Source organism: Caldicellulosiruptor diazotrophicus (assembly GCF_017347585.1).
Lineage (GTDB): Bacteria > Bacillota > Thermoanaerobacteria > Caldicellulosiruptorales > Caldicellulosiruptoraceae > Caldicellulosiruptor > Caldicellulosiruptor diazotrophicus.
The window spans coordinates 1,920,299-1,944,760 of record NZ_AP024480.1 but is presented as its reverse complement, the minus strand read 5'-3'; the positions used below and the strand labels follow the sequence as shown (position 1 = coordinate 1,944,760).

The following is a 24,462-nucleotide window of genomic DNA, read 5'->3' as shown; positions in this document are numbered from 1 at the left end:
TGAATAAGTTAATATTCTCTATTAAAAAGCGGTCAGAAAAGAGTTCAAAAGCTCTTTTCGGGCCTGGGGATTTTACCAGGCAGCAGGGATTAAAAATCCTGCGGGACCCATGTTTTTTACAAAACATGAGTCTTGGCAGGATTTTTTTATTGTTTTAATAGTTTTGCGAAGAAGATTATAATGAAAGGGGTTTTAATGAAGGTATATGGAAAAACAAGGTGCGGCGCTTTTGTCAGTTTTTTCTAATACAGCATTGGTTTTATTCAAACTTATTGCAGGCAGCATTATGGGTTCTGTGTCTGTTATATCAGAAGCGATTCATTCTGGCATTGACCTTTTAGCAAGCTTGGTTGCGTATTTTTCCATCAAACAAGCAAGAAAACCAGCAGACAGTGACCATCCTTTTGGTCATGGCAAGTTTGAAAATGTCTCTGGTGCATTTGAGGCAATATTAATATTTTTAGCAGCAGCTATGATTATTTATGAGGCAATAAAAAAGATTGTAAAGGGTGGAGAAGTTGAGAAAATAGAAGCAGGGCTTTTGGTTATGCTAATCTCAGCCGTTGTAAACCTTTTTATATCTTCAAAACTCTTTAAAGTAGCTAAAAAAACAGATTCTGTGGCTTTGGAAGCAGATGCTATGCATCTTTTCACAGATGTGTTTACCTCATTTGGAGTATTCTTAGGGCTTGTTGCAATAAAACTTACACATGTGTACATTATAGACCCAATAATTGCTATTGTTGTTGCTTTGATGATAATAAAAGCTTCTGTTGATTTGACTAAAAAGGCTCTATGTGACCTTGTTGACAAGAGTCTTCCACAAAGTGAGATAGAGATAATTGAAAATATAATAAAAAAATATTCTAAGGTTACAAGTTTTCACAAACTCAGAACAAGAAAGAGTGGAGACAGACGTGAGATTGACGTTCATATTAGAATGGAAAATTCAACTACTTTAATCGACGCTCACAACCTCTGTAACCAGATAGAAAATGATATAAAATCGGCTCTACCAAATTCGTATATCACAATCCACATTGAACCTGAGGATGAGAAGTAAAAAAGTCGCAAAAGTCTATATTGAAATCCGCTGTGTCAAATGGTATAATATTTAAGTGGCGATGGAGTCCGCCGTGCTTGTGCCAATGAAGGCTGATGACTCCTACAGATGCTGCAAAAGAGCAACATCTGTAGGAGTTTTTGTATTTTATTGGACTAATTTCATGCCGACTACTTTGATTTTACTGAAGGAGGCAAAATTATATGAAAAACATTGTTGCAATTGCTATTGGAGCTTTTTTTGGTGCTGTTTGTAGGTTTTTTATATCTCAGCTAAGCCTTGGCAGCTTTCCATTTGCAACACTTTTTATAAACGTTATTGGCAGTTTTGTTTTGTGCTTTGTTGCAGAGATAACGGTAGAACACATAAAGATTTCAACCGCATTAAGACACATGATAACAACAGGTTTTATAAGCAGCTTTACAACCTTTTCAACGTTTGTACTTGAAATTGTGAGGTTTTTAATGAAAGGAGAATTTACAGTTGCTATTGTCTATCCTCTTTTATCCATTGTGCTTGGGCTTTTAACTTCAATTTTTGGTTTTGAACTTGCAAGGGTGATTTCAGAAAGACAGCAAAAAGAGGAGTACGATGCAGCATGAACTATCTTGTGGTTGGTGCAGGTGGGGTCATTGGAGCAATTTTAAGATATATAGTTGGTAAGATATTTAGAGAAGTAATGGATAGAGATCATCCTGTTGCTACATTGTTTATAAATATGATTGGAAGTTTTTTAATAGGATATTTGTCAACAAAGCATCTTTCAAGTGAATACAAACTTTTTCTAATGACTGGTCTTCTTGGAGGTTTTACAACATATTCTACCTTTATGTTTGAGACATCAAGGTATATAAAGAAGGAAAAGCATATAAAAGCCATTATTTATATATTTGTTTCCATTATCTCTGGAATTACTGCAGCTTGTGTAGGAATTTGGTTAGCAAGCTTTGTTTAAGTATAATTGTATTTTGATTATTTTTAACTTTCCTCACTTGAAACCCTAAATTGAATTAATATATAATTTAAATATTGCAAATTCTAATCTTTTGATTATTTTGAGGAGAGAGTAGGAAATGAAAATCCAAGCGCCAAAAGGAACAAAGGATGTGCTTCCGGAAGAAAGTTATATATGGCAATATGTTGAGAATAAATTCAGAGAGGTTTGCAAGCTTTATGGATATCAGGAAGTTAGATTTCCTACATTTGAGTACACAGAGCTTTTCCAAAGAGGAGTGGGCGAGACCACTGATATTGTCCAAAAAGAGATGTATACCTTTTTGGACAAGGGTGGAAGGAGCATCACTTTAAGGCCAGAAGGGACAGCATCCGCAGCAAGACTATTTATCGAACATGGTTTTGCATCACGTCCAATGCCGCAGAGGTTTTATTACATTATTTCCGCTTTCAGATATGAAAACACACAAGGTGGAAGATTTAGAGAATTTCACCAATTTGGAATTGAAAATTTTGGTTCTTCTTCTCCTGTAACAGATGCAGAGGTGATTTCTCTTGCTTACAATTTTTTTACAAGCATTGGGCTTGACAATATTACTGTGAACATTAACAGCATCGGGTGTCCTGTGTGTAGGAAGGAGTATGTGAAAAATTTAAAAGAGTATTTTTCGGCAAATTCTCAAAAGCTCTGTACCACATGCCACCAAAGGCTTGACAAAAATCCAATGAGAATTTTGGACTGCAAAGAAGAGGGTTGCAAGCTTGTTACAAAAGATGCACCAAAACCAATTGATTATCTTTGTGATGATTGTAAAAGCCATTTTGAAAAAGTAAAGACTTATTTAGACCAGGCAAAGGTTTTATATAAAGTAGACCCCTTTATTGTTCGGGGCTTGGATTATTACACAAAAACAGTTTTTGAAATTGTTGCAACTGTCACAGAAAAAGAGCTTGCAATCTGTGGTGGCGGACGATACGACAATTTAATAGAACAGATAGGTGGGAATTCTACTCCAGGAATTGGTTTTGCAATTGGTGTTGAGAGACTTTTGATGCTGCTTGCTCAAAATGGACTTTTTCCTACAAGACCGCAAGTTCCAGAGGTATTTGTTGCAACAATAGGGGAAAATAGTCTCAAAAAAGCTTTTGAGATTGCAAGTAGACTCAGATTTGAAGGAATTTCCACTATAATTGAAGAGATGTCAAGAAGTTTAAAATCCCAGATGAAATATGCTGACAAGATTGGCTGTCAGTTTTCTATAATCATTGGAGATGAGGAAATCGCAAAGGGTGTTTGCAAAATTAGAAATATGAGAACATCGTCAGAAGATGAAGTAAATATAGAAAGTATTTGTCAGTATTTAAAAGAGAAACTTCAAAAATAACAAGGATGTGTTTATAACTTTAAAAATTTTCAAAGAAGGTGATAGATGTGGAAGGTATTAAAAACTTTAAAAGAACTAAATACTGTGGAGAAGTGTCGGTTGAAGATGTTGGAAAAGAGGTTGTACTAACAGGTTGGGTTGACACAAGACGAGACCTTGGCGGGATAATATTTGTTGATTTGAGGGATAGAACTGGTATTGTACAGGTTGTATTTGATGAAAAGATGGGAGAAGAACTTTTAGACAAGGCTGACTCATTAAGGTCCGAATACTGCATCGGAGTTAGAGGTATTGTGGAAAAAAGACCACCTGAGACAGTAAATCCTAAAATAAAAACAGGCGAGGTAGAAGTAAGAGCAACAGAGCTGAGGATATTTAACAAGTCTGAGACTCCTCCCTTCCCAATTGAAGAAGGAATAAATGTAAATGAGGCAGTGAGGCTAAAATACAGATATTTGGATTTAAGAAGACCTGATATGCAGAGGAATTTGATGTTCAGACACAAGCTCTATCAGGTTGTGCGAAATTTTCTTTCTCAAAATGGGTTTATAGAAGTAGAGACACCTATGCTCACAAAATCTACTCCAGAAGGTGCAAGAGACTACTTAGTTCCAAGCAGAATATTTCCGGGTAAATTTTTTGCGCTGCCACAGTCACCACAGCTTTTTAAACAGCTTTTGATGGTTGCAGGGTTTGACAGATATTTTCAGATTGTAAAGTGTTTTAGAGATGAAGACCTGCGAGCAGACAGACAACCTGAGTTTACCCAGATAGACATTGAGATGTCGTTTGTTGATGTTGACGATGTTATTGAGATAAATGAAAAGTTGCTTAAGGCCATTTTTGAACAGATGCTGGGGATAGACTTAAAACTTCCTCTTCCAAGACTTACCTACAAGGAAGCAATGGAAAGGTTTGGCTCTGACAAACCAGATACTCGTTTTGGAATGGAACTTGTTGATATTACTGACATTGTGAAAAACTGTGAATTTAAAGTATTTTCTGATGCGGCAAACAAGGGTGGGTCTGTTAGAGCCATCAATGCAAAGGGTTGTGCAGCTACATTTTCAAGGCGTGAGATTGATGCACTTGTTGAGTTTGCAAAAAATTTTAAAGCAAAGGGTCTTGCATGGATTGCAGTTGAAAGTGATGGTCTGAAATCCCCTATTGTCAAGTTTTTAAAAGAAGAGGAGATAAATGAAATTCTAAAGAGACTTGGTGCAGAGGTTGGAGATTTGCTGCTATTTTCTGCTGACAAGGATGAAATTGTCTTTGATGTTCTTGGGAACTTGAGACTTGAGATAGCAAGAAAGCTAAATCTTCTTGACAAGTCAAAATTTAATCTTTTATGGGTTGTAGAGTTTCCGCTTTTTGAGTATTCAGAAGAAGAGGGTAGGTTTGTTGCAAAACACCATCCGTTTACGTCGCCAATGGATGAAGATATAGAATTTTTAGAGACAGACCCGGCGAAAGTAAGGTCAAAAGCATATGATATTGTGTTAAACGGTACAGAAATTGGTGGTGGTTCTATTAGAATTCATTCACCTGAGATCCAAAAAAGAATGTTCAAAGCACTTGGATTTACAGAGGAAAAGGCGCAGGATAGGTTTGGATTTTTACTCGAAGCTTTCAAGTATGGTACTCCACCACATGGTGGAATTGCTTATGGATTTGATAGGCTTTGTATGCTGCTTTTGGGTCTGGATTCTATAAGAGATACAATTGCATTCCCAAAGGTAAAAGATTCGTCGTGCCCGCTGACCGATGCACCCTCTGAGGTTGAACCAAAACAGCTCAAAGAACTTCACATCAAAGTTGATGTTATAAAGTAATGGAGAATTTTTCAAGGCTCCTGTCCTAAGAGAGTTAAAGATTTTTGGAAGGACAGGAGCTTTATTTTTTGCAAAATTTTTATCTTGTCTTAGAACAAAATGCTTCAAATATCAAGTCAAAAATTTGAAACAGATATGAATTTTTTTTAATTTTAAACTTCTTGAATAAGAGTTATATTAATTTTACATAAAGATGATAACGATTACATAGGAGGTTATAACATTATGAAAAAAATTGTTCTAAAGACTTGTGTACTCTTGATGGTAGTTATTTTTATTGTTTCTATTTTAAAAATTTTACCTATGTTTGCTCAGAGCATACCGTATGAGAAAGAAAAATACCCAAATCTTCTTGGCAATCAGGCAGTTAAAAAACCATCGATTGCTGGTAGACTGCAGATTATTGAAAAGAACGGAAAAAAGTATTTAGCTGATCAAAAAGGTGAAATAATCCAGCTTCGTGGTATGAGCACACATGGACTTCAATGGTATGGTGATATTATAAACAAAAATGCATTTGAAGCTCTTTCAAAAGATTGGGAGTGCAATGTTGTAAGGCTTGCGATGTATGTGGGTGAAGGTGGTTATGCTTCAAATCCAAGTATCAAAGAAAAAGTTTTAGAGGGAATTAAGCTTGCTATTGAAAATGATATGTATGTAATTGTTGACTGGCATGTATTAAATCCCGGCGACCCGAATGCTGAAATTTACAAAGGGGCAAAAGACTTTTTCAAAGAGATAGCTACAAGTTTTCCTAATGACTATCACATAATATATGAAGTTTGCAATGAACCAAATCCAAATGAACCGGGAGTAGAAAATAGTTTGGATGGTTGGAAAAAGGTAAAATCTTTCGCACAGCCTATTATACAGATGCTCAGAAGTTTGGGGAATCAAAACATTATAATTGTAGGTTCTCCCAATTGGAGCCAGAGACCTGACTTTGCTATCCAAGATCCTATAAATGATAAAAATGTTATGTATTCAGTTCATTTTTACTCTGGAACTCACAAGGTTGATGGCTATGTTTTTGAGAATATGAAAAATGCATTCGAAAATGGGGTACCAATTTTTGTTAGCGAATGGGGAACAAGTTTGGCAAGCGGTGATGGTGGACCATATCTTGATGAGGCGGACAAATGGCTTGAGTATTTAAATGAAAACTATATTAGCTGGGTGAACTGGTCACTGTCAAACAAAAATGAAACATCAGCTGCTTTTGTTTCATATATAAGTGGTATAAATAATGCTACATCACTTGACCCAGGTGATGATAAAGTATGGGATATAAAAGAACTGAGTATATCTGGCGAGTATGTGAGATCAAGAATAAAAGGAATTCCATATAAGCCAATTGAGAGGAATAGCCAAAAAAAAGAAGGACAAAGTGCACCCTTAGGCGAAAAAGTTTTACCCTCCACATTCGAAGATGACACACGTCAAGGCTGGGATTGGGATGGACCATCTGGTGTAAAAGGTCCTATTACCATCGAAAGTGTAAATGGTTCAAAAGCGCTATCTTTTGAGATTGAGTATCCAGAGAAAAAACCACAAGATGGCTGGGCAACAGCTGCAAGACTTATACTTAAAGACATAAATACCAAAAGGGAAGATAACAAATATTTGGCTTTTGATTTTTATTTAAAGCCAGATAGAGCTTCAAAAGGTATGATTCAGATATTTTTAGCTTTTTCACCACCTTCCTTAGGTTACTGGGTCCAGGTGCAAGACAGTTTTAATATCGACTTGGCAAAACTTTCAAGTGCAAAAAAGATAGAAGACGGAATTTACAAATTCAATGTATTTTTTGACTTAGACAAAATACAGGATGGGAAAATTTTGGGCAAAGATACGCTTTTAAGAGATGTAATAGTAGTCATCGCAGATGGAAATAGCGATTTTAAAGGAAAAATGTATATAGATAATGTTAGATTTACCAATGTCCTTTTTGAAGATATCAATTTTGGGAGCAGCCTTTATGATGCTGTTGCCAAACTTTATTCTAAAGGAATCATAAAAGGAATTTCAGAATTTAAGTACTTGCCAGATAAAAACATTACAAGGGCTGAATTTGCTGCACTTTGTGTCAGGGCATTGAACTTGAAAATTGAAAAATATGATAATAGATTTTCTGATGTGAAAAGTGACAGCTGGTACACAGATATGGTTTATACAGCATATAAAAATGGGTTATTTGAAATAAATGGAAATAAAATATTTCCTGAAAATACAATGAAAAGAGAAGAAGTGGTGGCTTTAGCAATTGAAGTATACAAAAGATTAACAGGTAAAATAGAAGTTAGCACAGAAGATATTCAGATTGTCGATGAAAATCTTATAAATCCTCAATACAGAGAAAGTGTGAAGTTAGCTATTCAGCTCGGTATTATTGACCTGTATTCAGACGGAACATTTGCACCAAGTAAGAGCATTTCAAGAGGGGAGGCGGCAACAATTTTCTATAACATCTTGAACTTAGCAGGTAAGCTATGACACATGAAATTGAAAAAATCTTTAACAAAAAGCTGCCGGCTAAATGCTGGTAGCTATTTTTATATTATTTTGACACTCCAATATGACAAAATATTGCACATTTTAATATCAATAATTCACAAAAAGACTGCAATTTTATCAATTCATTTTAATTAAAATAGGATGTAAACTATAAACGGAAAGTCCAAAAAGCTGAATAAAAGCTTTTAATAATAACCTTGAGAAAGGAGACGGCATCAGAAATGGCAAGCAGTCATCGCACATATCGAAGCGGGTTTCTAAAAGAACTTAATAAGAATTTTCCACTATTCTTGATGGCATTGCCGGGGGTTGGTCTTTTAATAGCATTTTCATACTTACCACTGTTTGGACTAATCATTGCATTCAAAGATGTGCACTATAATTTGGGAATCCTTAAAAGTCCGTGGGTGGGTCTAAAGAATTTTGAGTTTCTTTTCAAAACACCTGATGCTTTTATTATTACAAGGAACACCCTTCTTTATAACTTTGCATTTATAGTGTTTGGGAACTTGGCAGCAATTGCAACAGCCATCGCACTGAGTGAAATGAGAGCAAGATTTATGGCAAAGTTCTATCAATCAGTAATGTTTTTACCATACTTTTTGTCGTGGGTTGTTGTTGCATATATGGCATTTGCGTTTTTGAGTATAGACTTGGGGATTTTAAATACAATGATTCTACCAAAGCTGGGCTTGCAGCCAATTGCCTGGTATTTTGAAACAAAACCGTGGCCTGTAATACTGATACTTGCTAATCTGTGGAAATATACAGGTTACAATGCAGTCATATATTTGGCAGCAATTACAGGGATTGACCCTGAATATTATGAAGCAGCTTTAATCGATGGTGCATCAAAATGGCAGCAGATAAGACACATTACAATTCCGCTTTTGTCCCCGCTTGTTGTTGTACTTGTTCTTTTAGGTATAGGCAGAATCTTTTATGCAGACTTTGGACTTTTTTATCAACTTCCGATGAATAGCGGTGCTCTTTTTGATGTTACAAATGTCATTGATACTTATGTTTATAGGACTCTTATGGGAATGAACGATATAGGAATGGCATCTGCTGCAAGTTTTTATCAATCAATTATGGGATTTATTTTGGTACTAACTTCAAATCTTATTGTTCGCAGACTTGATCCGGAAAAAGCACTCTTTTAAAAGCGGTTGTGTGAAAACAAACACCATAGAAAGGTGATGATATAGTATGCATACAAAGAGCAGATTTTTACAAATATCAGCAATATCAGAAGCTATTTTACACATTTTCTTTGGAATTGTAACGCTTGCATGTTTAATACCACTATGGGCTGTCATATCAATTTCGCTCAGTGATGACAACAAAATCAGACAAAGTGGATATAGACTGTGGCCTGTGGGCTTTAGTGCAAAATCGTATGATTTTGTTTTATCACAAGGAAGAGCAATTTGGCATGCATATGGTATTACTATTTTGGTGACTATAGTCGGAACGGTGTTGTGTGTGCTTGTAGTTTCAATGTACGCATATATACTGTTTAGAAAAGATTTTAAATACAGAAAATTCTTTACATTCATTGGCTTTTTTACAATGCTAATCAATGCCGGTCTTGTTCCATGGTATATAGTATGTGTAAATGTACTTCACTTAAAAGATACTATCTATGCGTTGATTTTACCGTATGTTATGAACATGTGGTATGTTTTGATTTTTAGAACGTATCTTTCGATGTCTCTACCTGATTCTATCATAGAGTCTGCCAAGATAGACGGTGCAGGTGAATTTACAACCTTTTTCAGAATTGTTGTTCCACTTGTGAAACCAGGACTTGCAACAATAGCTCTTTTTGCAGCAATAACATACTGGAATGATTGGTGGCTTCCGTTTATGCTAATCGAAAATGAAAAACTTTACAACCTTCAGTACATGATGTACAGAGTTCAGCAAAAAATACAGTATTTAGCAGAAATTGCAGGAAAACTTGGGGCATCGGGTATTGTTCCAACTGACCTTCCAACTGAGTCTGCACGAATGGCAATGGCTGTTTTGGGTATGGGACCAATAGTTTTGGCATATCCATTCTTCCAGCGCTATTTTGTAAAAGGTCTAACCATTGGTGCAATTAAAGGTTAGTGTTTATTTGAACGGGCTATAAGCTTCAGTAAGCTGCAAATTTTACAGCGGTTTATTGAAGCTTATAAATAAAAAAGATGTGGGAGGTTGATTTTTATGAGACTCAAAAAGTTTTTTGTGGTAATGCTTGTGTTGGCGTTTGTAGTGACAAGCGTTATAGGCGTGGTGACAGGGTTTGGTGCATCATCTTCAAAACTTCCTTATGTAAAGCTTACATGGTATGTTATTGGAACTCCGCAAAAAGACTGGGATTTAATTAATCAAAAGGTAAATGAGTACATCAAACCAAAACTAAATGCTGAAATTAAAATGACGATGTTTGATTGGGGCGAATATAATGATAAGCTCCAGACAAAAATTGCAGCTGGTGAGCCATTTGATATCTGTTTTACAGCAATCTGGACAAACAATTATAGAACTAATGTTGCAAAGGGTGCATTTTTACCACTCAATAAGCCCGGAAATGACCTACTTTCAAAGTATGCGCCAAAGACAAAGAAGCTTCTTGGGGATGATTTTATAAAGGGTGCATCCATCAATGGAATTTTGTATGCAATCCCAGCAAACAAAGAGAAAGCTCACAACTGGGGATTCATTGTAAGAATGGACTTAGTAAAGAAATATAAGTTGGAAGACATGTTTAAAAAGGTTAAGAAATTAGAAGATTTAGAGCCATATCTTAAAGTAATCAAGCAAAAAGAACCAGGTATATATCCGCTTGGAGCATATGCTGGTGAGTCTCCAAGATTCCTTTTAGACTGGGATAAGGTAGTTGATGATGATGTTCCTGTATCACTTTATCCAAACAACAAGAGCACAAAGATTGTCAATGAACTTGAGCAGCCTAATACAAAAGCACTATTTAAGACTGTAAGAAAATATTACTTAGCTGGATATATAAGGAAAGATGCGGCAAGTGTAACAGACTGGATGTCTGACTTGAAAGCTGGAAAAGTCTTTGTAATGCCACAGTCATTAAAGCCTGGAAAGGATGCTGAAATGTCCATTTCAACAGGCTATGAGTGGAAACAAATAGATATAACACCACCAGTTATGTCAACAAGAGAATGTATAGGGTCTATGCAGGCAATCAATGCAAAGTCTAAAAACCCTGAAAGAGCTTTAATGTTCCTAGAACTTTTCAACACAGACAAGTATCTTAACAACCTTGTAAACTTTGGAATTGAAGGTCAGCACTATGTATTTAAAGACAAAGCAAAAGGCATTATTGCTCCAGGACCAAAAGCAAAAGACTACAGTCCAGGACTTGGCTGGATGTTTGGAAATCAGTTTATAAACTACATCTATGAGAATGAAGATCCTAACAAGTGGAAAAACTTTGAAGAGTATAACAAAAAAGCATTGCCACTTCTTAGCCTTGGATTCAACTTTGATGACTCCAAGGTTAAAACTCAAGTTGCAGCATGTAAGAATGTATGGAAACAGTATATTCCAATGCTTGAAACAGGTAGTGTAGACCCAGATAAATACATTCCACAGGCAATTGACAAGTTCAAAAAAGCAGGTGTTGACGCTATTATAAAAGAAGCACAGAAACAGTATGATGAGTTTCTTAAAAAGACTGGAAGAAAGAAATAATGTAAAAAAATATTTAAGCGGGATACTGGTGCAAAAATTAAAGCATCAGTATCCCTTTTGTTGCTAAAAATTAAAATAAACGGATTGTGATTTTGTATCAATATGAGCTAAAATAGAATAAAGTACTCAATGTTGAAGAGTTTTAGGGTTGTGATTTTTATGAAAGAATTATTTAATAAAAGACATATTCTTTCTATAGGTTTTTTTGTACCTCTTGTAACTACGATTGTGCTAATAATTGTGTTAATCTTGAACACTCAAAAAACTGTTGAAGAGAGTGTGACTATTGAAAATGAGGAATTAGAAGTTAACACAAAAATAAGGTTTCTAAGTCCATGGGGAGGGAGTGATCCGTATGCTGATACGCTATCGTTTGTTCTTCAAAAGTTTCAAGAAGAAAATACTGGCATAACTATTGTAAACGAATCTCTGTTTGGTGATGATTTTTTGATAAAACTCCAAACAGATTTCGCATCTGGAAATCCGCCTGATGTTTTTGGACTTTTTCCAGGTTCTGTTAGAGATTTGCTAATACAAAGACATCAAATAGCTGATTTGACAGATGTAATTAAAAGAGATGTAAAGTGGTATCAAAGTTTTTATCCTAACATGTGGAAGTATGTAACTTTCAATAAAAGGATTTATGGTGTTCCACTTGAAACAATAGTTGAGTGCTTATTTGTTAACAAGGACATATTTGAAAAATACAATTTGCAAGTTCCTAAAACACTTAATGAATTAATAAATGTCTCAAAAATACTGAAGAGTAAAGGGATTATTCCAATTGCATTCAATGCCCAGCCAGAAGGAACATACATATATCAGAATATTATTGTTTCGATTGGAACAAAACATGATGTAGAAAATCCAATAAAAAATGGAAAGTTTTCAGATCCTTACATAAAAGCACTTGATTATTTAAAGGAACTATACAAAGTCGGTGCATTTCCGACAAACTATTATTCACTTACCAGCAAACAACGAAATGATTTATTTTTAACAAAAAAAGCTGCAATGATTGTTCAAGGTTCATGGTTCATACCTAAATGTGATCCTAAGACAGTTGATATATATTTTTTTCCCCAAGTAAATGGTACTGACAAAAAACACTTAATTTATGGTCTTGGCGGGGGAACATTTTATGTGAGCACTCAAGCCTGGCAAGATAACACAAAAAGAGTCTGGGCAATAGAAATATTAAAATATTTGACATCTGAAAAAGTTGCAAGAATATTTGTTGAAAGGACAGGGTTGATTTCGAATGTAAAGATAAAAGATCAACCAAATGTCAAAAATCCTTTGAGGTCGAAGGTGGAAGGGCTTATAAAAGAAGCTAATGTGTTTGTTGCACCGCCTGACCATTTTGTTGATAGAACGGTTTGGGAAGAGGTTATTACAAAAAATATTCCTTATTATCTTCAAGGGACAATATCTTCAAAACTGTTTTGGGAAATAGCAATCAAAGCGTGGGAAGAGAATATAAAAAAATTGGGTGAATAAAGATGTTAAAAAAGATGAAGTTGATTTTCAAGAGCTTTATTAAATATTATCGTACCATTTCCATAGATAAAAAATTTTTAACCATTTCTTATATTCAAATATTCATTCCAATAATCCTCATTGGGGTTTTAAGTTTTAGAATTTCGTCAGATTTGATATTCAAAAAATACGTAGGATACACCTCTGATGTTATAAAAACAGCAAGACTGCGTATTGTTGATAAGATAAATGAACTTAACAGCATAACTCAGGACATTTTGTATCAAGCAGAACTGTACAATGTTTTAGATAAATCAATTAAAAATGTTGATTATTATGATGATGTCACTTCACTTACAAACAAGTTTCGCAAAATAATCTTAGGACACCTTGATGTTCAGTCAATAGGTATATTTACAAAAGATAAGAAGCTGTGTATAGTTGATAACACTTCAAAAGAAATAGGACTTGACGAAATAATATCGTCTCAGATATCTTTAGAGGAAATATACAAAATAGCTGCAAAAGGAAATGGGAAACCTGTTTGGTATGTAACTTTGCTTAAAAAAGACAAAGAGAGCAAAGCGGCGGTCTTAATAACAAGGTGTATAAATAACCCTAAAACATTAAAATTTGAAGGAATTTTAGCTGTTATGGTAAACACAGAGCTTTTTAACAAGACATTTTCTGAACTTGTTGCAGAAAAAAGTCAGGCAATTGCAGTGGTAGGAAGTGGTATATTTATTTCAACAAAGGGTGAAATAAATAGAGGAAAGATTCTCAAATTCATGTCGCGGGCAAAAAATAAGAACGGGGTTGTTACATATACCTCAAGCGAATATATTGTCAATATTTTACCTATAAAACAACTGGATTGGTATATAGTAACATCTATTCCTGTTAAAATATTGTTCAAAGATATAGAAAAGCTAAGAATGTGGCTTATAGTTTTATGTTTTTTGTCGTTTGTAATAACGTCTGCAATGTCGCTGATGCTTTCAATGGACTTATTAAAACCAATTAATGCTATTGTGGAAGCAACAAAGAAAATAAGAAAAGGTGAATACAAGACGATAGAGAATCTTGAGAGAAAGGATGAACTTGGTATTCTAATTGATAACTTTAACAGTATGGTTGTGAAAATAAATCATCTGATAAATTCAATTTATAAGGAACAAATAACACGAAAAGAAGCAGAAATAAAAGTTTTGCAAACTCAGTTAAATCCACATTTTTTGTTTAACATTTTGGAATCGATTAACTGGCTTGCACAGCTAAATGGTGTATCCCAAATAAGCGATGTTGTCATTGCACTTTCAAAGCTCTTAGAAGTGAATCTAAAAGAAGAAAAGTTCTTAACCTTAGAGGAAGAGATAAAATACATAACCTCTTACATTTCAATTTTGAAGATAAACTTTGGTGAAGAGAACTTAAAGCTTGAAATAGATGTAGACAGAAAAGCTTTAAAACTTAGAATTCCTAAACTGCTAATTCAGCCTCTTGTAGAAAATTCTATCTTTCACGGCATAAGACCAAAAGGTTTTGGCAGAATATTTGTAGGTGGTTATATTTGGAACGACAAGCTTACCATAATTGTAAAAGATGATGGGGTGGGGATACCAGCTGAAAAATTAAAAGGGATACGTCAGGATTTAGAAAATAACAGTGAGGTTTTGCTTGAACAGGAGGAAAGGTCATACACAAGAATAGGGCTTGTGAATGTGGTAAAAAGATTAAAACTTATATATGGGAAGGATGCAGATTTTTCAATTGAAAGCTTGCCACAGAGAGGCACTACTATAAAGATTGAAATTCTGTTAGACGCTCTTTCAAGAGTGGTAGAAGAAAGTTTACAGGAATTTTCTGGTGAAGGGGAAGAGAACAATGTATAAAATTGTAATAGTGGATGACGATATGCTTATTCGAAAAGGAATTAGAAATGTAATAAGATGGAAAGATATAGAATGTGAAATTTGTGCTGAGGCTTCAAGTGGAGATGAAGCTTTAAAAGTGATTGAAGAAGTAAAACCAGATATTGTAATAACAGATATAAAAATGCCTAATATGGATGGAATTGAACTTATAGAAAGAATTAGAAAGATTATTCCTCAGTGTAAGATTGTGATTTTAACGGCTTACAGAGAGTTCGAGTACGCACAGAGAGCTATAAAATACGGTGCTTTTGATTTTCTTTTAAAACCAACTAAGGTGGAAGATATAATAAATGTTGTGCAAAAAGCTATAAACGAGATTAAAAAAGAAAAGACAATAGTTGAGGAGTTAGAAAAGATAAATAACATTTTGAAAGAGAAATTGCCAATTTTAAAAGAAAATTTTTTGTTCAATGTCATATTTGAGATGATTTCCAATGAAGATGAGATTCTCCAGATGGCATCTCTTTATGAGATTGATATTGGTAAATTTTTAATGATTTTAGCTGAGTGTAGTACAAAAGAAGAAAGAGAGAGAAAAAATTCTCATTTATATCTTTTGGGAATCTCAAATATGCTAAATGATTTTTTGAGCAACAATTTTACAATTTATACTATTTATTTGAATAACTCTCAAGCGGTATATATTGTAAATTCAAATAAAGAATTTGAAAAAGAAGAAGAGAAAAAATTCTTTGATCTTTTGAGCCAACTTAAAAAAGCTGCAGTTGAATGTTTCAATATTGATTTGACACTTGCAGTAAGTACGTGTGGTAATGGAATTGTGCAACTTCCAGATAAATTTAAAGAATGCATTGATGCAATAAATTACAGATTTTATTTTGATGAAGATGATATAATATATTATAAGGACCTTTCACATTTTTTCATGTATATGGATGACAGAAAGTTAAAGAATCTTAAGAATGAAATTTTGTCAAGTGTCAGATATGGAAATTACTCAAATATAAATAATCTCTTGCTTGAGCTCGAAGAGACCTTGAAAAAGTCAAAAGCAGATAAACAGTATATCTTTAATTTTTACTATCTTCTTCTCATTGAAATAAATATGATAAAAGCTCAACTTTCTTCGGCTGTTAATAAATCCGAAAATCCAGAGATGTTTGAAGATATAGATTATTTCAATGAGATTATTAAATGCAAAAATTTGTCAGAATTAAGTAGTATCCTACGAATGTCTATTCAACAAACTATCGAAGAAGTTCAAAAACACAACCAAAACAAAATGGGGAGCTTAATAAAAAAGGTGATTGACTACATAAAAGATAACTATAACTCAGGTGAGATTTCACTCAGTGATATTTCAGAAAAATTTTTTGTAAGTCCATCATATTTAAGCAGGTTGTTCAAAAAAGAGACAGGGAAAAATCTTTCGGATTTTATAAATGAGTATAGAATAGAAAAAGCAAAGCATCTTTTACTTACAACCGACCTTAAAACATATGAAGTTGCTGACAGGGTTGGTATTCCAGATCCACACTATTTTTCAAGACTTTTTAAACGCTACACTGGCTATAGTCCTTCTGAATACAAAGAAGGTATAAAACTAAAAGGCGAAAAAGTAAGCGATTAAAAAGGGGGTACGCAAGAATTGCCCCTTTTATTTTTTTAAATTAAAAGTATTCTTGTTTCATGGTCACTACTTTAAGAAGCATTATTGAGGACATAATAGCAAGAATAGCACCAAATATAAATGGTGCAGAAGGACTTATATATTGCCACAAAAGTCCTGCAATCAAACTTGCTGGAAAGGCGAAAATTCCAACAGCACCATTGTAGAGACCATAAGCTGTGCCTCTTTTCTCAGGGGGGACTAAATCTGCAACTAATGCCTTTTCAACACCTTCTGTAAGTCCATAATAAAGACCGTACAAAATGTACAGTGCAACTATTTGATATGTTTTTGTTGCAAGTCCAAAACCTAAATATATCAAGGCATAAACAATCCAGCCTATCACAATCAAATATTGGCGTTTTATTCGATCTGACAAAATTCCAGCAGGATAGCTGCTGAGAGTTGTTATCAAATTGAATGCGGCCAACATCAAAAATATTTCTAAAACTGTCAATCCTCTGTTTTGAGCCTGGAGTATCAAAAATGCATCTGAAGAATTTCCAAGGGTAAAGATGGAGATTGTCAAGAGATACAGTTTAAACTTTTTATCAAATCCTTTCAATGAAAGGTTAACCTTTGCGGTCAATGAGTTTTGTTTTTTAATATCTACTGCAAATGCAATTATTAAAAAAAGTGCAATAAAGACTGGAAAGATTGATACTAAAACAAGAATCTGAAATAGATGCTCTGTGAGTTTCGAGGTGTTTTTAGATGTATGATATATTATCAAACTGCCTACAATCAAAGCTAAAATTGCCCCTGCCGGGTCCATTGCTCTGTTAAATCCAAATGCCTTTCCAAGTTCTTCTTTTTTGGTTGTATTTGCAATCAAGGCATCACGAGGAGAGGTTCTTATGCCTTTTCCAACTCTGTCCAAAAACCTTATTACCAAAACAAACATCCAGTTGTTAGCAAAATACAAAAGTGGTTTTGAAAGTGCAGAAAAGCCGTAACCAATGGTTACAAGCCACTTTCGTTGATTTAGTTTGTCAGAAAGATACCCTGAAAAGATTTTTAGGATTGTTGCAGTTGAATCAGCTACGCCTTCAATAAGGCCTATTACAGAGGTTTTTGCATTTAAAACGTTTTTCAAAAAGAGAGGGAGAGTTCTGATTGTCAGTTCGCTTGAAAAGTCGTTGAGAAAACTTACAAAACCGAATATAAAAGCGTTCCATGGTATGCCAAGAATCTTTTTTTCCTCAAGATTGTTCATTTCATTCTTCACTCTCAATTTCTCCTTTCTCATCAGTTTGCCATTCAAACTCGAGTTCAAACTTTATAGTGTCCGTTCTTTTTTTAATTTTGACCTCCATTTCAACATCTTCTGGGAAATCGAACCTTCGATTTTCAATAGTAATAGACCTTTCGCGAGAGATTATGTCAAGAATCTCTTTTGCATGAAAAATGAGATTTTCAGTCTTTCCTTTTCTTGTCTCTTCAAAACGAGATATAGTCTGATTTTTAAAATAATCTTTTGACGATCCTCTTCCAAGCCAGTCAAGCAAAGCGTGCTTAGAAAAACGCCACTCTCTGCCTATCTTTCTTGCTGGTATATCTTCATCTTTTAGAATTTGATTGAGTGTTTTTGTAGAGATTTCCAGAAACTCAGCCGCTTCTTCAAAGTTCAAAACTTCTTTTTCCATTTGTATCACCTCATATTACACCTAAATTCTATTCAATTTATAGTTATATTATAAACAAAATACATTCATCGTGCAAGTTGAACTGACAATCTGTTATTATTTTTTGCAAAATAATCTTTGTTTTATAGAAGGATTTTTTGAAAAAATGAAGAATATATATTATAATGATGTTAGTTTGTTTAATAAACAAACTAAGTGTATGTATGTTGCGTTAAGCAATAAAACTTACTCAAAGATTATATATCTCTAGAAGGAGTGTGAAATTACAAAATGAAGTACTTCAAAGATATTCCAAAAATAAAATATGAGGGTCCACAGTCAGACAATCCATTTGCTTTCAAGTACTATAATCCTGATGAAATTATTGACGGCAAACCCTTAAAAGACCATCTTCGTTTTGCTATTGCTTACTGGCATACATTCTGTGCAACTGGTTCTGATCCGTTTGGACAAGCTACTATTGTTCGACCTTGGGATAAGTTTTCAAACCCAATGGACAATGCAAAAGCAAGGGTTGAGGCAGCATTTGAATTTTTTGAACTGTTAGATGTACCATTTTTCTGCTTCCATGACAGAGACATTGCACCTGAAGGGGAAAATTTAAGAGAAACAAATAAGAATTTGGATGAGATAGTATCTATGATAAAAGAGTATCTAAAGACAAGCAAGACAAAAGTATTGTGGGGAACAGCAAACCTATTTTCACATCCGCGATATGTTCATGGTGCTGCAACATCCTGCAATGCAAATGTTTTTGCATATGCAGCAGCTCAAGTTAAAAAAGCGTTAGAGGTTACAAAAGATCTTGGCGGAGAAAACTATGTGTTCTGGGGCGGAAGAGAAGGATATGAAACACTTTTGAACACCGATATGGAGCTTGAGCTTGACAACTTGGCGAGGTTTTTGCATATGGCAGTTGATTATGCAAAAGAGATAGGGTTTGACGGTCAGTTTTTGATTGAACCAAAGCCAAAAGAACCAACTAAGCATCAGTACGATTTTGATGCTGCTCATGTATATGGATTTTTGAAAAAGTATGATCTTGACAAATACTTCAAGCTCAACATAGAGGTAAACCATGCAACTTTAGCAGGACATGATTTCCACCATGAGTTGAGATTTGCACGAATAAATAATATGCTTGGTTCAATTGATGCTAACATGGGCGATTTGCTTTTGGGCTGGGATACAGATCAGTTCCCAACAGATGTAAGACTTACCACACTTGCTATGTATGAGGTTATTAAAGCTGGCGGCTTTGACAAAGGCGGACTCAACTTTGACGCAAAGGTAAGAAGAGGTTCGTTTGAGCTTGAAGATTTAGTAATTGGTCACATTGCCGGTATGGATGCTTTTGCTAAAGGCTTCAAGATTGCTTACAAGCTTGTTAAAGATGGCGTATTTGATAAATTTATAGATGAGAGATACAAGAGCTACAAAGAAGGAATTGGCGCTAAGATTGTAAACGGTGAAGCAAACTTCAAGATGTTAGAAGAATATGCTCTTTCACTTGACAAGATAGAAAATAAATCGGGTAAGCAAGAGCTTCTTGAGATGATTTTAAATAAATATATGTTCACTGAATAATACCAATATTGTAAACTAAAGGCTGGAAGGGTTTCCTTCCAGCTTTTTTTCATGCAACAATACTTTGAGATTTTGCTGTGAGCAGTAGAAGGAGTTTTAAATTTATATCTTCACTTTTTTTGTGTTCAGGTGAGAAAAACTGTGCAGGTGGTTCACCACAAATATCTGCTCCAACTATTTCAAAAGCTGATGAAAAATATGAAACTATTTCAATTAAGGTTTTTGGCTGGCAATGTCCCTGGTCCCAAGTTGTGTTTATTGAGGACTTTGTCAAAATGTCCTTGTCAATGCTAATATAAACTGGTAGGCAAGGTTTTATTTTTTTGTATTCAAGTGGTGAGAAAATTTTAACCTTATTGTTATGGACATTTCTTTTATCCTCTGAGAGAACAAAGATTTCGGCAATTTGGTTTAATCTAGCTACATCTTTTAACCATGAACCGCATGTTATAAATCCTTGGTATGTATCTGAATAGTCAATATGTTTGTCTATGACTATTAAAGAAATGGTTTTATCAAATTTTTTTAAGAGCATATATGTAAAGTGATGAAATTCGCCAGCACCAAGAAAAAACAAAGAATTTTCAACTTTTTTTATCTTTTCTGAGATTGAGTCGAGTACCTTTTTTGAACACATGAATCTAATTGAAGAAAAGTCTTTAAGGTCAATGCAACTGCACATCTCTTTGAGCCTTGGCTGAAAAGAATAATATTCATCAAACATCAAAATGTATGAAGAAGATAATAAGCTTTTCATGCTCATCATCTCCTTCTTTTGAAAAGTCTACATATATAATTATATCACTTTAAAGTAAAAGAGATTGTTACAAAGAACAAAACGTGGGTATAAAAATCTATTGAAAGATAGGTTTGTAAAAATTAATAATACGGAAGGAGATGACATTTATGAATGCAAAAGAGATGGTATTAGAAGCACTGAAAAATTCTACTAAGCCTATGAAAACTCAAGATATTATGCTAAAAACAGGACTTGACAAAAAAGAGGTTGAAAAAGCTATCAAGGAACTAAAAAGTGAAGGACTGATAGAGTCACCAAAAAGATGCTTTTATACGGCAAAATAAATATTAAAAAAGCTTGCTGCCTGTCCATTATTTCAAAAGAGAAAAATCAACATGGACAGGCTTTTTTAAATTTTAGATACTAAAAAAGTTTACATGGTGTATAATATTCAAGTAGAAAGTCTACAAAAAATTGTGCAAGATTAGCTTTTTTCACTGTTGGGAGGAAAACAAATAAAATGTTTAAACTTTTAATTGTAGAAGATGAAAGAATAACAAGAGAAAGTCTTGAAACACTGATACCATGGAATGAGTTTGGGATTGGAGAAATTAAGAGTGCTAAAAATGGTCAAGAAGCTTTAGAAATTGTAAAAACTTACACTCCCGATATTCTGCTGTGCGATGTAAGAATGCCACGGATGGATGGTATAGAGTTTTCTAGGAGATTAAAAAATATTTTCCCAAAATGTAAAATAGTTTTTATAAGTGGCTATGCTGAAAAAGAGTATCTTTTATCAGCCATTCGTTTAAATGCAGTTGACTACATTGAAAAACCTCTCGATATAGAAAAGATTAAAAGCACTATGAAAAAAGTTGTGGAGATTATAGAGTTTGAGAGAAAAGAAGAGGAAGAAAAAGAAAGACTGAAAGAACATTACAGTGAGAGTATATATTATGCTGCTACACAGCTTGTTCAGCAGCTATTAAAAGACTATACAGATTATAGCATTTTCCAAAAACATGCTGCCGAACATTTTTTAACATCAACATTAGATGTTATTGTTGGATTTGTAGACTGGAAGACTGAAGAGGCTTGTTCGGATGGGATAATATCAAAAGAAATTTATAAACAAGTTTTGGGTCAAGACTTTGCATCAAGAATTTCTGTGTTATTTTCGTTTTTATCACAGAGCAGTTTTGTTCTTATCTGCAGCGAAAAAAGTGGGATTGACATAAACAAGGCAGTAAATATACTAAAAGAAGCTTTATTACAGAAAGCAGAGATTTCTTTGATGATTGCTAACTCAATAAATACAAGTCAAGCAAAAGAAACCGTAGAAAGCATGTTCAAGTTGCTCAAGAGAAATGTATTTTATAATGGTTTTGGTAATATATATACATATGAAGGTTTTGTTGGCAAAAGAGAACAGGAAGTTAGTTTTGACTTTGAAAAATTTGAGGAGTATCTGAAAAAGGATGAGATAAAAAAAGCAAAAGAAGAAATTGAGAAACTATATTTTTGGCTAAGGTCAAACCAGAATATTGAGATTGAAAAGGTTAAAAATATATTTTTTGAGATGATATTGATTGCATACCAAGTAGGGAGACAAAGAAAAATAACGCAACTTTTGGATGAGGCTGGGAGATCAAAAAAGTGGCATGAAATAGAACAAAAGTTTACTTTAAACCAGTTAAAAGAGGTTATTTATGAGACGCTTGACGAGATATTTGATCTATTTACAACACGTGTCAATTTAAATCGAAAGGTATATAGAATAATGAGGTTTATTGAAGAAAACTTCTATGACAAGCATCTGAGTGTTCAAAAGATAGCTAACCATTTTTATTTCAGTCCGAATTATTTATGTAGTATGTTTAAAAAAGCAACTGGTAAGACACTTAACGATTATATAACTGAGGTCAGAATTGAAAAAGCCAAACAGCTTCTAAAAGATAATAGCATCAGGCTATATGAGATTGCAGAGAGAGTTGGGTTTGGAGACCCGAATTATTTCTCAGCCTTGTTCAAAAAGAAGGTTGGGATGACTCCATCTGAATTTAGAGAGAGGTATTATGTATGAAAATGATCGCAAATACTTTTTCAAATATGAGTATAAAATACAAATTGTTTGCTTCATATATGTTTGTGATTTTAATATCATTTGGTATATTTTCTTTTATGAACTATGTTATTGTTGGAAGGGATGTGGAAAAACAGGCTATTTATTCTTCTGGCAAGATTGTGGACCAGACAGTTTCTTTCTTAGAAAACAGGGTCTCATCAGTCAAAAATGTACTGAACATTTTAGCTCTTGATTCAACTGTGCAAGAGCTTGTAAACAGGCCAGATGATTATTACTACGAAAATATAGGTAACTGGCTTGTAGATTCCCAAAGATTAACAAAACTTTTTTACAGCACATGCCAAAATTTCGATATACTTAGCATCTCAATTTATATGACACAGGGATTGGCAAAACTTAGCGAGACAGACAGCTATTTTCTCTTTGAACGGATAGAGAAGCTTCCATGGTATCAGCAGATGGTTTTAAAAGGGGAGCTTTTTGCTTGGGTTACCCCCAAAATGCTTAATGTTGCACGAAAAGATATTGTGTCTTTGATAAGACTGATTCCAGACCCTAAGAATATTAGTGAATACAGAGCTGCCCTCAGAGCTGATATCTCAATTACTGAAATTGAAAGAATACTAAATCAGGCTTTATTTACAAACAGAACACTTGCTTTTATTGTCAATTCAAATAGTGAAGTTGTTGCACGTTCTTTAAATGGAACAAATTTATCTGTGAAAGATATAATAAAAGGAATAAAAGAAAATATATTATCTCAAGAGGCAAATGTTGTTGAAATGGAAGTAGAGGGTGAGAAACTTCTTATTCGAACAAGGAATATTAGTGATACAGATTGGTATCTTGTACTTGTTACACCTTACAAAGAGATTCATGAGCTTAATATAAAGACTATTAAACAGGTATTTTTCATGATATTCTTGATTGCACCTTTTACTTTAATATTTTCTTTTTGGGCAGCGACATCAAGTACATCAAGAATTAAAAGGCTTACTTATAATATGAAAAAAGTAATTGAAAAAGGTGATTTTAATATAGAACTGGATTCACACTCTCAAGACGAGGTTGGACAGCTCATATATACGTTTAACTATATGCTAAAAAAGATAAAAGAACTTTTGCATGAACAATACCAGCTTGGGAAAGAGAAGAAAAATTTAGAGCTCAAAGCTCTTCAGTCCCAGATAAATCCGCATTTTTTGTACAACACCCTTGACCTTATAAACTGGATTGCAATTAAGAACAAAAATGAAGATATTTCAAGGCTTGTAACCTCTCTTTCTCAATTTTATAAATTAAGTCTTAGCAAGGGTGAGGATGTAGTAACAGTGGAAAATGAGATAGAACATGTAAAAGCCTATGTGATGATTCAAAATTACAGGTTTGACAACTGCATTGACCTTAAGATAGATGTTCCACAAAAACTTCTAAAAGCGCGGATACCAAAACTGACACTTCAGCCGCTTGTTGAAAATTCTATTCACCATGGAATTTTGGAAAAAGACGAGCAGAAAGGTACTATAATCATAAAAGGCGAAATATTAGATGACAAAATGGCTGCGATATGTGTCATTGACGATGGCGTTGGAATCAGTAAAGAAGTACTTGAAAAGATAAAGAAAGGAGAAGTTGAGACGTCAAAAGGACATGGTTTTGGTATAAAAAATATAAATGAGAGATTAAAAATCTATTTTGGAAATGAAGCTGGACTGTTTTACGAGAGCAAAATCAACGAGAAAACAGTTGTAAAAGTCCTGTTTCCTGTGGAAGAATAGCCACAGCAGCATTTTAATTTTTTCTCCTTGCAATGCTCAAAAAGATAGGAAAGCTGGTTTTGAAAGGCCAGCTTTTATTTTTTTGCAATTTTTATCATCTTAATTTTACAAAGAAAATATT

At 33.9% G+C, this 24,462-nt stretch carries 19 protein-coding genes and 2 riboswitches; of the genes, 16 read left to right on the top strand and 3 right to left on the bottom strand.

Going from position 1 to position 24,462, the window contains the following annotated elements:
• The first annotated feature begins 18 nt into the window (after window positions 1-18).
• A riboswitch (NiCo riboswitch) is annotated at window positions 19-111 on the top strand.
• A gap of 94 nt (window positions 112-205) precedes the next feature.
• From CaldiYA01_RS09345 to CaldiYA01_RS09290, 12 genes are all read left to right on the top strand, one after another.
• Entirely contained in the window at window positions 206-1,063 is an 858-nt protein-coding gene (locus CaldiYA01_RS09345) for a cation diffusion facilitator family transporter (RefSeq protein WP_207179071.1), read from the top strand.
• A gap of 48 nt (window positions 1,064-1,111) precedes the next feature.
• Window positions 1,112-1,175: riboswitch (Fluoride riboswitch) on the top strand.
• Between the two features lie 91 nt (window positions 1,176-1,266).
• Window positions 1,267-1,665, top strand: coding sequence for a fluoride efflux transporter CrcB (crcB, locus tag CaldiYA01_RS09340; protein WP_207179069.1), 399 nt, complete (start codon window positions 1,267-1,269; stop codon window positions 1,663-1,665).
• Window positions 1,662-2,018, top strand: a complete 357-nt coding sequence (crcB, locus tag CaldiYA01_RS09335) for a fluoride efflux transporter CrcB (protein WP_207179067.1) — start codon at window positions 1,662-1,664, stop codon at window positions 2,016-2,018. The genes crcB (CaldiYA01_RS09340) and crcB (CaldiYA01_RS09335) overlap by 4 nt, the downstream gene beginning before the upstream one ends.
• Before the next feature lie 118 nt (window positions 2,019-2,136).
• Window positions 2,137-3,402, top strand: coding sequence for a histidine--tRNA ligase (hisS, locus tag CaldiYA01_RS09330; RefSeq protein WP_207179066.1), 1,266 nt, complete (start codon window positions 2,137-2,139; stop codon window positions 3,400-3,402).
• A 47-nt stretch (window positions 3,403-3,449) separates the two neighbouring features.
• Entirely contained in the window at window positions 3,450-5,234 is a 1,785-nt protein-coding gene (gene aspS, locus CaldiYA01_RS09325) for an aspartate--tRNA ligase (protein ID WP_207179065.1), read from the top strand.
• 225 nt (window positions 5,235-5,459) lie between these two features.
• Window positions 5,460-7,727 (top strand): cellulase family glycosylhydrolase, encoded by a 2,268-nt coding sequence (locus CaldiYA01_RS09320; protein ID WP_207179064.1) that lies wholly within the window; start codon window positions 5,460-5,462, stop codon window positions 7,725-7,727.
• A 242-nt stretch (window positions 7,728-7,969) separates the two neighbouring features.
• The gene (locus CaldiYA01_RS09315; protein WP_207179063.1) at window positions 7,970-8,911 is read left to right on the top strand and encodes an ABC transporter permease; all 942 of its coding nucleotides are present in this window, start codon (window positions 7,970-7,972) and stop codon (window positions 8,909-8,911) included.
• Between the two features lie 46 nt (window positions 8,912-8,957).
• Window positions 8,958-9,863 (top strand): carbohydrate ABC transporter permease, encoded by a 906-nt coding sequence (locus CaldiYA01_RS09310; RefSeq protein ID WP_207179061.1) that lies wholly within the window; start codon window positions 8,958-8,960, stop codon window positions 9,861-9,863.
• Between the two features lie 96 nt (window positions 9,864-9,959).
• Window positions 9,960-11,462: an ABC transporter substrate-binding protein gene (locus tag CaldiYA01_RS09305; protein ID WP_207179060.1), complete on the top strand. Its 1,503-nt coding sequence runs from the start codon at window positions 9,960-9,962 to the stop codon at window positions 11,460-11,462.
• Window positions 11,463-11,621: 159 nt separating this feature from the next.
• Window positions 11,622-12,962, top strand: coding sequence for an ABC transporter substrate-binding protein (locus CaldiYA01_RS09300; protein WP_207179059.1), 1,341 nt, complete (start codon window positions 11,622-11,624; stop codon window positions 12,960-12,962).
• 2 nt (window positions 12,963-12,964) lie between these two features.
• The gene (locus tag CaldiYA01_RS09295) at window positions 12,965-14,833 is read left to right on the top strand and encodes a sensor histidine kinase (protein WP_207179058.1); all 1,869 of its coding nucleotides are present in this window, start codon (window positions 12,965-12,967) and stop codon (window positions 14,831-14,833) included.
• A complete protein-coding gene (locus CaldiYA01_RS09290) occupies window positions 14,826-16,466 on the top strand; it encodes a response regulator transcription factor (RefSeq protein WP_207179057.1) in 1,641 nt (546 codons plus the stop codon). Before CaldiYA01_RS09295 ends, CaldiYA01_RS09290 begins: the two co-directional genes overlap by 8 nt.
• Before the next feature lie 40 nt (window positions 16,467-16,506).
• On the opposite strand, the gene CaldiYA01_RS09285 is transcribed toward CaldiYA01_RS09290, so the two are convergent.
• Together CaldiYA01_RS09285 and CaldiYA01_RS09280 are read right to left on the bottom strand one after the other, a co-directional pair.
• Complete coding sequence (locus CaldiYA01_RS09285; RefSeq protein WP_207179056.1) at window positions 16,507-17,733, bottom strand: MFS transporter; 1,227 nt, start codon at window positions 17,731-17,733, stop codon at window positions 16,507-16,509.
• Window positions 17,723-18,151 carry a helix-turn-helix domain-containing protein gene (locus CaldiYA01_RS09280; protein WP_207179054.1) on the bottom strand — a complete coding sequence of 143 codons (429 nt, stop codon included), beginning with the start codon at window positions 18,149-18,151 and terminating at the stop codon, window positions 17,723-17,725. Before CaldiYA01_RS09280 ends, CaldiYA01_RS09285 begins: the two co-directional genes overlap by 11 nt.
• A 270-nt stretch (window positions 18,152-18,421) precedes the next feature.
• On the opposite strand from CaldiYA01_RS09280, the gene xylA reads away from it, so the two are divergent.
• Complete coding sequence (xylA, locus tag CaldiYA01_RS09275; protein ID WP_207179053.1) at window positions 18,422-19,738, top strand: xylose isomerase; 1,317 nt, start codon at window positions 18,422-18,424, stop codon at window positions 19,736-19,738.
• A gap of 49 nt (window positions 19,739-19,787) precedes the next feature.
• Here the strand turns inward: xylA and CaldiYA01_RS09270 are convergent, their stop codons facing one another.
• Complete coding sequence (locus CaldiYA01_RS09270; RefSeq protein WP_207179052.1) at window positions 19,788-20,495, bottom strand: arginase family protein; 708 nt, start codon at window positions 20,493-20,495, stop codon at window positions 19,788-19,790.
• 149 nt (window positions 20,496-20,644) lie between these two features.
• Between CaldiYA01_RS09270 and CaldiYA01_RS09265 the strand changes: the two genes are divergently transcribed.
• The 3 genes from CaldiYA01_RS09265 (at window position 20,645) to CaldiYA01_RS09255 (ending at window position 24,341) form a co-directional block, all read left to right on the top strand.
• On the top strand, window positions 20,645-20,821 hold the full coding sequence (locus tag CaldiYA01_RS09265) for a phenylalanine--tRNA ligase subunit alpha (RefSeq protein WP_207179051.1): 177 nt from the start codon (window positions 20,645-20,647) through the stop codon (window positions 20,819-20,821).
• A 176-nt stretch (window positions 20,822-20,997) separates the two neighbouring features.
• Window positions 20,998-22,560, top strand: a complete 1,563-nt coding sequence (locus CaldiYA01_RS09260) for a response regulator (protein WP_207179050.1) — start codon at window positions 20,998-21,000, stop codon at window positions 22,558-22,560.
• Window positions 22,557-24,341, top strand: a complete 1,785-nt coding sequence (locus tag CaldiYA01_RS09255; protein WP_207179049.1) for a cache domain-containing sensor histidine kinase — start codon at window positions 22,557-22,559, stop codon at window positions 24,339-24,341. Before CaldiYA01_RS09260 ends, CaldiYA01_RS09255 begins: the two co-directional genes overlap by 4 nt.
• Window positions 24,342-24,462: the final 121 nt, after the last annotated feature.

Bases quoted from the DNA above. Each gene is read 5' to 3' on its own strand.
- CaldiYA01_RS09345 (WP_207179071.1), top strand. From the start codon at position 206: ATGGAAAAACAAGGTGCGGCGCTTTTGTCAGTTTTTTCTAATACAGCA.
- crcB (WP_207179069.1), top strand. From the start codon at position 1,267: ATGAAAAACATTGTTGCAATTGCTATTGGAGCTTTTTTTGGTGCTGTT.
- crcB (WP_207179067.1), top strand. From the start codon at position 1,662: ATGAACTATCTTGTGGTTGGTGCAGGTGGGGTCATTGGAGCAATTTTA.
- hisS (WP_207179066.1), top strand. From the start codon at position 2,137: ATGAAAATCCAAGCGCCAAAAGGAACAAAGGATGTGCTTCCGGAAGAA.
- CaldiYA01_RS09320 (WP_207179064.1), top strand. From the start codon at position 5,460: ATGAAAAAAATTGTTCTAAAGACTTGTGTACTCTTGATGGTAGTTATT.
- CaldiYA01_RS09315 (WP_207179063.1), top strand. From the start codon at position 7,970: ATGGCAAGCAGTCATCGCACATATCGAAGCGGGTTTCTAAAAGAACTT.
- CaldiYA01_RS09310 (WP_207179061.1), top strand. From the start codon at position 8,958: ATGCATACAAAGAGCAGATTTTTACAAATATCAGCAATATCAGAAGCT.
- CaldiYA01_RS09305 (WP_207179060.1), top strand. From the start codon at position 9,960: ATGAGACTCAAAAAGTTTTTTGTGGTAATGCTTGTGTTGGCGTTTGTA.
- CaldiYA01_RS09300 (WP_207179059.1), top strand. From the start codon at position 11,622: ATGAAAGAATTATTTAATAAAAGACATATTCTTTCTATAGGTTTTTTT.
- CaldiYA01_RS09295 (WP_207179058.1), top strand. From the start codon at position 12,965: ATGTTAAAAAAGATGAAGTTGATTTTCAAGAGCTTTATTAAATATTAT.
- CaldiYA01_RS09290 (WP_207179057.1), top strand. From the start codon at position 14,826: ATGTATAAAATTGTAATAGTGGATGACGATATGCTTATTCGAAAAGGA.
- CaldiYA01_RS09280 (WP_207179054.1), bottom strand. From the start codon at position 18,151: ATGGAAAAAGAAGTTTTGAACTTTGAAGAAGCGGCTGAGTTTCTGGAA.
- xylA (WP_207179053.1), top strand. From the start codon at position 18,422: ATGAAGTACTTCAAAGATATTCCAAAAATAAAATATGAGGGTCCACAG.
- CaldiYA01_RS09270 (WP_207179052.1), bottom strand. From the start codon at position 20,495: ATGAAAAGCTTATTATCTTCTTCATACATTTTGATGTTTGATGAATAT.
- CaldiYA01_RS09265 (WP_207179051.1), top strand. From the start codon at position 20,645: ATGAATGCAAAAGAGATGGTATTAGAAGCACTGAAAAATTCTACTAAG.
- CaldiYA01_RS09260 (WP_207179050.1), top strand. From the start codon at position 20,998: ATGTTTAAACTTTTAATTGTAGAAGATGAAAGAATAACAAGAGAAAGT.
- CaldiYA01_RS09255 (WP_207179049.1), top strand. From the start codon at position 22,557: ATGAAAATGATCGCAAATACTTTTTCAAATATGAGTATAAAATACAAA.